Here is a 9,362-nt window from a genome sequence, read left to right as displayed (position 1 = left end):
GGCGGCGGTTTTCACAAGCGCAGCGAGCCTGTGAATTTCGCCGCCAGCCTCTCGCGCGGCATGGCGGCGGTACGGCGCAACTTGGTGGTCGTCATGATGTTCACGATCGCCATCAACGTCCTTCTGCTGGCGATACCGCTTTATCTCTTCCAGATATCCGACCGGGTGCTGACAAGCCGCTCCGTCGACACGCTCGTCATGCTCTCGATCGCCGTGATCGGCGCCGTGCTGCTGCAGGCCTTCATGGATTCGGTGCGGCGCTTCATCCTGATGCGCACCGCGGTGGAGCTGGAAGTGCAGCTCGGCGCGCCGATTCTCAGCGCTGCAGCGAGGGCATCGCTGCATGGCAGCGGCAAGGACTATCAGACGCTGCAGGATCTGCAGCTGCTGCGCGGCTTCCTGACATCAGGCACGCTGATCGCATTTCTCGATGCGCCGCTGATGCCGTTCTTCGTGGTCGTCGTCTATTTCGTGCATCCGCATCTCGGCATCATCATCATGGTCTGCTGCGCGGTGCTTTTCGTCATCGCCTATCTGAACCAGAAATTCACCGCCCGGCAATTCGCCGAATCCAACGGCTATCTCAGCCGGGCGAATTTCCATCTCGATTCCATGTCGCGCAATTCGCAGATCATCAACGCAATGGCGATGATCCCCGAGGCCGTGAAGATGTGGGGCCGGGAAACGGCGGGTTCGCTGAAATCGCAAGTCGAGGCACAGGACCGCAATATCATCTTCTCCGGCATATCGAAGGCCTGCCGCATGATCACCCAGGTCACCCTGCTCGGCTGGGGCGCACATCTGTCGCTCGCCGGCGAACTGACGGGCGGCATGGTGATTGCGGCCTCGATCATCTCGGGACGCGCGCTGGCACCAATCGAAGGCGCCATCGAAGGCTGGAACCAGTTCAACCGGTCGGCAGCCGCCTATAGCAGGATCAAGGGACTGCTCTTGAATTCCCCATTGAACTTCCCGCGCCTGCGTCTTCCCAATCCCGAAGGCCGGCTCGATGTCGAACGCATTCTCTTCGTGCCGCCACCGCAAAAGAAGGTCATTCTCAACGGCATCTCCTTCTCGCTCAGAAAGGGGGAATCGCTTGCGATCATCGGTAATTCCGGATCCGGCAAGACGACGCTCGGCAAGATGCTCGTCGGCTCGATCGTCCCGACATCGGGAAATGTACGCCTCGACCTGATGGATCTGCGCAACTGGGACCAGCGCCAGTTCGGCGAAAGCATCGGCTATCTGCCGCAGGACGTGCAGCTCTTTCCCGGCACGATCAAGGCCAATATCTGCCGCATGCGCGACGACGTCGACGATCACCAGATCTACGAGGCCGCGGTGCTGGCCGACGTGCACGAACTCATCGCAGGCTTCCCGCAGGGCTACGAAACCATCGTGGCGGCCGATGGCGCTCCGCTTTCGGGCGGCCAGAAGCAGCGCATCGCACTGGCCCGCGCCTTCTTCGGCAATCCCAAATTCGTAGTGCTCGACGAGCCGAATTCGAACCTCGATACCCAGGGCGAGGCAGCCCTTGCCAGGGCACTGATCCACGCCAAGAAGCAGGGCATTACCACTGTCACCATTACCCAGCGTCCGGCTCTTCTCCAATGCGTCGACAAGATCCTTGTGCTCAAGGACGGCACTGTCGCCATGTTCGGGGAAAGGATCGAGGTGCTGCAGGCGCTTTCCAAGAACAACGGCAATAACGGTCAACAAGCACCGCGCATTGAGGGGTGAACGACATGGGACGGAAAAATCAGGAGACGGCCGGTCCGGTGCAGCTCGAATGGTATAGCGACGTGCCGCGCTCGATCCGTGTGCACAGCATTGTCGGCCTGACGGTTCTCTTCACCTCGTTCGGAGGCTTCGGCTTCTGGGCGGCGACAGCGCCGCTCGCCTCCGCCGTTATCGCGCAAGGAAGCTTCGTCGCGACCGGCAACAACAAGATCATCCAGCACCTGGAAGGCGGCATCATCAAGGAAATGCGCGTCAGCGAAGGCGATACGGTCAAGGAAGGCGACATCCTGCTGACCCTCGATCCCACAGCATCCCGCTCAAACGAGCGGATGCTGCAGCTTCGCCGCCTGCGCCTTGAAGCCGTCGTCGCCAGGCTCCGTGCCGAAGCGCAGGGCCTGCGCGAATTCCAGCTTCCCGATATCGTGACAAAGGAGGCCGGCGATCCTGATATCAACGCGATCATCCAGAGCCAGAACGTCGTCTTCCACAGCAAGCAGATCAAGCTTGAAGAGCAACTCAATCTGATCGAGAAGAACATCGCATCGCTCGAATTCCGGTTCGTCGGCTATAGGGGCCAGCGAGAATCCTTCGAAAGGCAGCTATCGCTGCTGACCGAGGAACGCGACTCCAAGGCTCGGCTGGTCAAGGTCGGCTATATGCGCAAGACGGATCTGCTGGCAATCGAGCGGGCGATCGCCGATGCGATGGGCGACATTGCTCGACTGAACGGCGAGCTCAACGAGAGCGAGGCGGAGATCGCCAAATTCCGCCAGGAAGCCGTCATCGCCGTCAACTCCAACAAGCAGGCGGCACTCGATGCGCTCGAGACCGCCGAAACCGATCTGGACAGCGTGCGCGAACAGATGCGCGAGGCCGCCGGCGTGCTCGAGCGCACCACTATCCGTTCGCCGGTGTCGGGCACGGTGGTGCGCTCCTATTTTCACACAGCCGGCGGTGTCATCACGACAGGAAAGCCGATCATGGAGATCCTGCCGTCGCATGTGCCGCTGATCCTGGAAGCCCAGGTGCTGCGCACTTCGATCGACCAGCTGCATGAGGGAGAAATGGCCTCGATCCGCCTCACGGCGCTCAACCGGCGCACGACCCCTGTTCTGCAGGGCAAGGTCTTCTACGTCTCAGCCGATTCGATCGAGGAAAATGCGGGTGCTTCGGTCAAGGACGTCTATATCGTCCGCGTCGGAATACCCGATTCCGAGATTGCGCGGGTGCACAATTTCCATCCCGTTCCCGGCATGCCGGCCGAAGTGCTGATTCAGACGTCGGAACGCACCTTCTTCGAATATCTGAGCAAACCGATCACCGACAGCATGTCCCGGGCTTTCAAGGAGCGCTGATCGCGCGCGATCCGGATGGGCGGTCCGGTAAATATGTATGACGGACTTGCCCGTTGTTCTGATGTAATGTCCATATGTCATCCCTCGAGGGATGGATCCCCTCCGGGGAGAAAGGGTCAAGCATGGCGGCGATGTCCGATGTCCTGCTGCGGGTCGGCCGCCTGAACTATGTCTGGACGAACACCGAAAGCCTGCTGATCTACATCATCGCCCATCTTCTCCGGGTCGAAAAGGATGCGGCGATCGTCGTGTTCCTGACGCTCAACACCACGCGCGCCCGGATCGATCTCATCGAACGGCTGTCCAAGCTCGCTTCGACCTCCCCTTCCGACCGCAAGGCGATCCTTTCAGCCATGTCGCGGCTGAAGAAGGAATCCAAGATCCGCAACAAGTACAATCACTGCATCTATTCCTTCGACGAAAAGGGAGAGATCTCGAGCACGCAGTTGATGCGGCTCGTCGAGGACGACAAGCAGATCCGCTACGGCAAGATCGAACAGATGGACGCGCGCGAGCTCGACCTTCTCGAAAAGTCGATCGCCGAGATCGTCGCCATCAGCCGGACGCTCTGGGCCTTCATCCATGCGAGCCCGCGGATCTCCGGCGAACTCTGATCTAATCCTTATGTACTCATGTTCTCAAAATCGCTGCACACTTTCGGGCGAGGTCCGTTGAAGCGCAGCATCCCTCAGGGCTCGTTGTGCTCTATCGCTTTGAATCTGTGTATCATTTTCACCAAAGCCGATTGCGATTTTGGCTTATGCGCCGGCTCAGGACTAATCCCATTTAGGCCCCGTAAATCATCCGGACGGTTTATTTGAAGATCAGTGTTTCCCATTAGAATGAAACCTCCCGAGTGACGTATGGGGTATTGGGGGGCGGACATGCGCATAGATATCATCGACACCATTGCGGGGTTCGAGGCGGTACGCGAGAACTGGGATCAGGTCTTCATGGAAGATCCCGACGCGCAGCATTTCCTCTCCTGGATATGGCTGAAGAACTATCTCTCCCGCCGACGCCGCTGGTTCATCCTCGCCCTTCGCGAACGCGATCCCGAAGCACCCTATGTCGCCTTCTTTCCGCTGCGCCTCATCACGCATCTAGACGAGAAGACAGGGCTCTTCTACGACGAGATCATCATGGCAGGGAATTTTGCGGCCGATTACACCGGCTTCATTGTCAGACCGGATTACGAGCATCACGCCATTGCCGGCTTTGCTTCGTTTCTCAAACATCAGAACTGGACTGACCTGAAGCTCGAATATTTCAGCGGCCCTGCTGGCCGGCGCGAGAAGATGATCGAGGCGCTGCAGGGGCCGGAGGTGATGTTTCGCGACAGCTCGCCCAAGAACAGCGAGAATATCGACAATACGATTTGCCCGATCGTCCCTCTGCCGGCAAGCTTCGACGACTATCTCGAACAGCGCATGAGCAGCCAGACGCGCCAGAAACTCCGGCGGTTCCTGCGCAAGGTCGAAGGCGACGATGTTTACCGGATCACGATGGCAACCGCCGAGACCATTGATCGGGACTTGGACATCCTCTTCAATCTCTGGCGGATCAAGTGGAGTGCCCGCAAAGGCACGGAGCGGACCGAGCGGCTGATCATCACCACACGCGAAATGCTGATGGATAGCTTCAACTGCGGCAATCTCGAGGTGCCGGTCTTTTGGCATGGCGACCAGCCGCTCGGCGCGCTGGCGAATATCGTCGATCGGCAGAAGAAGGCGATCCTCTTTTATATCACCGGCCGCGACGAGAACTGGAAGACGCCGTCTCCCGGTCTCATCCTGCATGGCTACTGCATCCGGCGGGCGATCGAGCACGGCTTCAAGACCTATGACTTCCTGCGCGGAAACGAACCCTACAAGTACATGTTCGGGGCGGTGGAAAGGCGGATCAGCTGCACCTTGTTCCGCACCCGCAACGGACAGAATCTGCATGGCGTGCTCAACCCGCGCAGCATTCGTTTCGTCTATGAACAGGCGCTCGACATGTACCGCAACGGAGCCCGGAGCAAGGCGGAGATCGCCTTCAACCAGGTCCTGCAATCGGCTCCAGGTCATACCGGCGCGGAATTCGGGCTCGCCAATCTGCTGTTCGACCGGGGCAAGCTGACGGAGGCACTGGCTGCCTACAAGGTTCTCGTCGAGCAGGCGCCCGATCCGACACCGATCCAAATGCGGCTTGGCGACACGCAGCTTGCGCTCCATCAATATGACCAGGCCGCTGAGACTTTCCGGCAGGTCGGCGAGATCGGGCCGCATCTTATCCAGGCACATTACAAGCGCGGTATCGCCCTTGCGGCCAGCAAACGGCTGGCCGAGGCGGAGGCCGTCTTCGCCGCAATCCAGGACGTGCATTCGGACGATCCGACCGCACTCGAATATGCCACCAAGGCGGGTGTTGCCCTTGAACGCCTGCGCTCGATCGCCGAGCCCGCCGTTGGCAAGACGGACGTCGTGCCGGAGACCATCGCCCGCTGGAACCGGGGACGGCAACTCAGCGAGCGACGCCGACCACGTCTGCATTGACGCGGTTTTGCCATGGTGCGGAAATGCGGTCCGGCGGCTCCAGGACGCGCAGTCACCGTGGTCTTTGATTTTGAGCTGCAATCGTTGCTAAAAGAAAGCGCGAGCCTATTTTGCAACTCCTCAGTGAGAAGTCATGCAGACGAATGCAGATGGTGCCGAAAGGGAACGGCTTCTGGCCATTCTCGATTTCTGGCACAAAATCGAGTTCTTCATTCCTTACGATCTCTCCAGTCGCATCGTCGCCGGTGAAGGCCGAAGTGTTTTCTGGCTGCATGCGAAAACGCTCGAGGATGACGGTGCCGCACTCAGCCGTCCAGCGATCCCCGAGGAGAAGCAAATCACGGGCTTCACCCTGTTCCTCGGGGTTTTCAGCAAATCCGAAATTGCCGATATCCGCAGACATTTCGATAGCGTTGCGCCCGATATCGCCGAATATGACGATGCCGAACGCGGTGATCTCGATGGCGATACCTGCTTTGCCAGCCTGCAGCTCTCCCCTTTGGGGCAGCCGATGTTTGAAACATTTTCGGTTTCCACGCTTCCATGGGCTCTGGGACGGGTGCGGAAATCCGGCCTCTCCTCGCTCAGCCACGAGGGATTTGCCGACAGCAAGCGGCAGCTCTCGGAATTGCTTCAGAACTTTCGGGCGCAGCGGCATCTGAGATCTTCATCCGCCGAGGACACGGCCGATCAGCCGATCGATGCCGCCGAAATCCTGACACTGCATGAATTGCTCTGCGATTGGGCCGGCTTTGCCTCGAAGCAGGAAAAGCCCATCGCCGCCGTTGAAATACGCTATCGAGACCGGGTGGAAAGACCCGAACTCATCTCCTTGCCGCCACCGCCTGATAGTAATGCGCTCGATGCCGACGACGAGGGGGACGAGAGTACAAGCGTTGAAGACGACATCGGCATCCTGAACAGCTTCTTCATCGAGGACATCGAGCGGGCGATGATACGCGTCACGCATGGCGATATCCCCGCGCCGCTCAGGCAATATCTCACCCCGCTGGCGCGTGAGAAACGGATCGACCTCTACTCGGAGGACGGACGCCGGGCGATCGTTCGGGCCTTGCATCCTGGAAAACTCAACCGCGGGCGCTGGCTCAGCGAACCTCACCACGCCATGAGCCTCATGCAACAGTTCGCGATCAATTCGGCAATCGACGACCTCTTGGAAACGGGACTTTTCTCGGTCAACGGCCCGCCAGGGACGGGAAAGACGACGCTGCTTCGCGACATGTTCGCGGATAATATCGTTCGGCGTGCCCGCGTCCTGGCCTCCTTGAAGACGGCGCGCGATGCCTTCGATGGCGCGCCGCGCCGTATCATATTCTCGGACCGGAGCACGGCCTCGATATCGGCGTTGATCCCGGCCCTGGCAGGATTCGAAATGGTCGTCGCCTCCTCCAACAACGCCGCCGTGGAGAATATTTCGCGCGATCTTCCGAAGCGAAGCTCGGTCGCGAGAACGTCTTCATTCCAATATCTGCAGACCATCGCGCACAAAATCGCTTGCCAGAAGGACAACGGAGCCGTCGTCAGGCTCTCCGATGGCGACCGCCCATGGGGGCTGATCGCCTGTGCGCTCGGCAATTCAGGAAACCGCCGCGCCTTCAAGGAACGTTTTGCCTTCATGGAAATCGCCGACAGGCCGAAGCCCGGCTGGTCGGGCGCCGATAAGCCGCAGACGATCTGGGAATGGCTAAAGAGCTATGAGGGACCAACCTTCGCCGAAGCATCGGCGGTATTTCATGCCGCCGACCAAAGTGTTCACGACAAGATCGGCGAATATGCACGCTATGCCGATCTCCATGCCGAAATCGCCCTGGTTTCGCAGGATGCTTTCTGCCGCGAGGCGCTTGAAAAGGTCAGAGCAGCTGCGGCCGAACTTCGACACGCACAGGACCTATGCGATATGGTTGCCGCCGACATGCTCCGCCTCAGGGAAGGCTTGTCTCCTCTGAAGGAGGAGGAACTGCTGCTCGACCGCGGAGCTCCTGCGTGGTGGGAGAAAGTGCTGTCGACCAATCCTGCCCGGCAACATCGGCACAATGTCGTCGCCAATGCACGAAGACAGCTGGAACTGCGCAAGGCGGTGGCGGAATGCGAACATCACCTTGCGAAAACCCTCAGACCTGCGTTGGAACAGTCTTTGCGGAGACATCAACGTGCCGAACAGGCACTGCGGTCGCGACGAGAAATCTGGTCCAGGAAAAGGGAGAAGTTTGGCCGCCTAGGGGAAATTCTCAATCATCCCACCCTACCTGGGCGCCTCACCGATCTCGAGAGCGATCAGTTCCAGATTGGCGGTCTGTGGCATCAGGACGAACTGGCAGGTCTGCGTTCGGCATTGCTTCAAGCAGCGTTGACGCTGCATGAAGCGTGGCTGGCGGATGTGGGCAAGAAAGGCGGAGGTTTTGGAGGAAACATCGTCGCCATCAACAAAATGCTTTCCAACAACGGCCCCGCCGACGGCGAGCACATTGCGTTGATCTGGCAGAGCCTTTTCATGATCGTTCCGATCGTCTCGACAACCTTTGCGTCTTTTGCGCGGCAATTCCGCGGTCTCGACACCGGCTCGATCGGCTGGGTTTTCATCGATGAAGCCGGTCAGGCGGTGCCGCAAGCGGCCGTCGGCGCCCTGTTGCGGGCACGGCGGGTCATGGTGATCGGTGATCCCCAGCAGATCGAACCGGTCTTCACGCTTCCCAGCGCGCTGATCACCGCCACCTCGGCTCTATCGCCCCACACGGCGGCAGGACAATATTCGCCGAACGGGGCGTCGGTACAGATGCTGGCCGATGCCGCCAACCGCTATGGGACGACGGTCTCGGGCGAGGAAGCCGACGGGCTCTGGATCGGCAGTCCTCTCAGGGTGCACCGACGCTGCATCGATCCGATGTTCAGCCTTGCCAACCAGATCGCCTATCAGAACAAGATGGTCTTCGGGCTGGAAGAACGCCGACCAGCCGGCGACGTGCCGCCGTTTTATGGCGACAGCGCCTGGATCGACGTCAGGGGAAGGGTGTCAGGCAAACAGGCCGTTCCAGAACAGACGGGTTTCATCGTCGACGTCCTCACTGCCACCTATCGCCGGGACGGCGTACTGCCGGATCTCTATATCATCTCGCCGTTCAAGGAGATCAAGAACAGTCTGAGGCAAGCTCTGGCCCACGCGGCATGGATCGATCCGAACGGAAATATGCGCGCGTCTCCACCGAAGCTATCAAGGTGGCTGAAGGAAAGGATAGGCACCGTGCATACCTTCCAGGGCAAAGAGGAAGACATCGTTTTCATGGTGCTCGGCGCCGATGCCGCTCACAGCGGAGCGGCAGCCTGGGCCGCATCGAAGCCGAACCTGTTGAACGTTGCCCTGACGCGCGCAAAACGCCGCTTCTATATCGTCGGCGATCGCACCCTCTGGGAAACTTTGCCTTACTTCAGGGAGACAGCGAGTGCCTTGGATACAATACAGGCAGCAGAATTCCTGGCCCGGAATGAATTGAACGGGGTATCCGATTACTGAATCCTGGATGCCTACTTCTGGAACGCAAAAAGCCCGCACGAGGCGGGCTTTTGCGTATTGTTTTTATGGGAATAGTTTGGTTGCGGGGGCAGGATTTGAACCTGCGGCCTTCAGGTTATGAGCCTGACGAGCTACCGGGCTGCTCCACCCCGCGCCAGAGCAAATCGCTGGGATTTGCTTATGCATTCTAACACAAAAGGC

The 9,362-nt window shown here is 59.4% G+C and carries 5 protein-coding genes and 1 tRNA gene; 5 read left to right on the top strand and 1 reads right to left on the bottom strand.

Annotated features, from left to right (window positions below; translation table 11 throughout):
* The 5 genes from GR198_RS35105 to GR198_RS35085 form a co-directional block, all read left to right on the top strand.
* Positions 1–1,740: type I secretion system permease/ATPase (locus GR198_RS35105; protein ID WP_164070481.1), on the top strand; the 1,740-nt coding region annotated here is incomplete at its 5' end.
* A gap of 5 nt (positions 1,741–1,745) precedes the next feature.
* On the top strand, positions 1,746–3,095 hold the full coding sequence (locus tag GR198_RS35100; protein WP_164027110.1) for an HlyD family type I secretion periplasmic adaptor subunit: 1,350 nt from the start codon (positions 1,746–1,748) through the stop codon (positions 3,093–3,095).
* A gap of 122 nt (positions 3,096–3,217) precedes the next feature.
* Positions 3,218–3,709 (top strand): hypothetical protein, encoded by a 492-nt coding sequence (locus GR198_RS35095; protein WP_012759596.1) that lies wholly within the window; start codon positions 3,218–3,220, stop codon positions 3,707–3,709.
* 270 nt (positions 3,710–3,979) lie between these two features.
* A complete protein-coding gene (locus GR198_RS35090; RefSeq protein ID WP_164070480.1) occupies positions 3,980–5,632 on the top strand; it encodes a GNAT family N-acetyltransferase in 1,653 nt (550 codons plus the stop codon).
* A 133-nt stretch (positions 5,633–5,765) separates the two neighbouring features.
* Positions 5,766–9,161 carry a DEAD/DEAH box helicase gene (locus GR198_RS35085; RefSeq protein ID WP_164070479.1) on the top strand — a complete coding sequence of 1,132 codons (3,396 nt, stop codon included), beginning with the start codon at positions 5,766–5,768 and terminating at the stop codon, positions 9,159–9,161.
* Positions 9,162–9,238: 77 nt separating this feature from the next.
* On the opposite strand, the gene GR198_RS35080 is transcribed toward GR198_RS35085, so the two are convergent.
* A tRNA-Met gene (locus tag GR198_RS35080) sits at positions 9,239–9,315 on the bottom strand.
* Positions 9,316–9,362 lie beyond the last annotated feature (47 nt).

The organism is Rhizobium leguminosarum (assembly GCF_010668065.1).
Classification (GTDB): domain Bacteria; phylum Pseudomonadota; class Alphaproteobacteria; order Rhizobiales; family Rhizobiaceae; genus Rhizobium; species Rhizobium leguminosarum_S.
The sequence above is the reverse complement of the archived record's forward strand: the minus strand, read 5'-3'. Positions and strand labels throughout refer to the sequence as shown.

Excerpts from the sequence above, each read along its gene's own strand:
- GR198_RS35100 (WP_164027110.1), top strand. The coding sequence starts at position 1,746 with ATGGGACGGAAAAATCAGGAGACGGCCGGTCCGGTGCAGCTCGAATGG.
- GR198_RS35095 (WP_012759596.1), top strand. The coding sequence starts at position 3,218 with ATGGCGGCGATGTCCGATGTCCTGCTGCGGGTCGGCCGCCTGAACTAT.
- GR198_RS35090 (WP_164070480.1), top strand. The coding sequence starts at position 3,980 with ATGCGCATAGATATCATCGACACCATTGCGGGGTTCGAGGCGGTACGC.
- GR198_RS35085 (WP_164070479.1), top strand. The coding sequence starts at position 5,766 with ATGCAGACGAATGCAGATGGTGCCGAAAGGGAACGGCTTCTGGCCATT.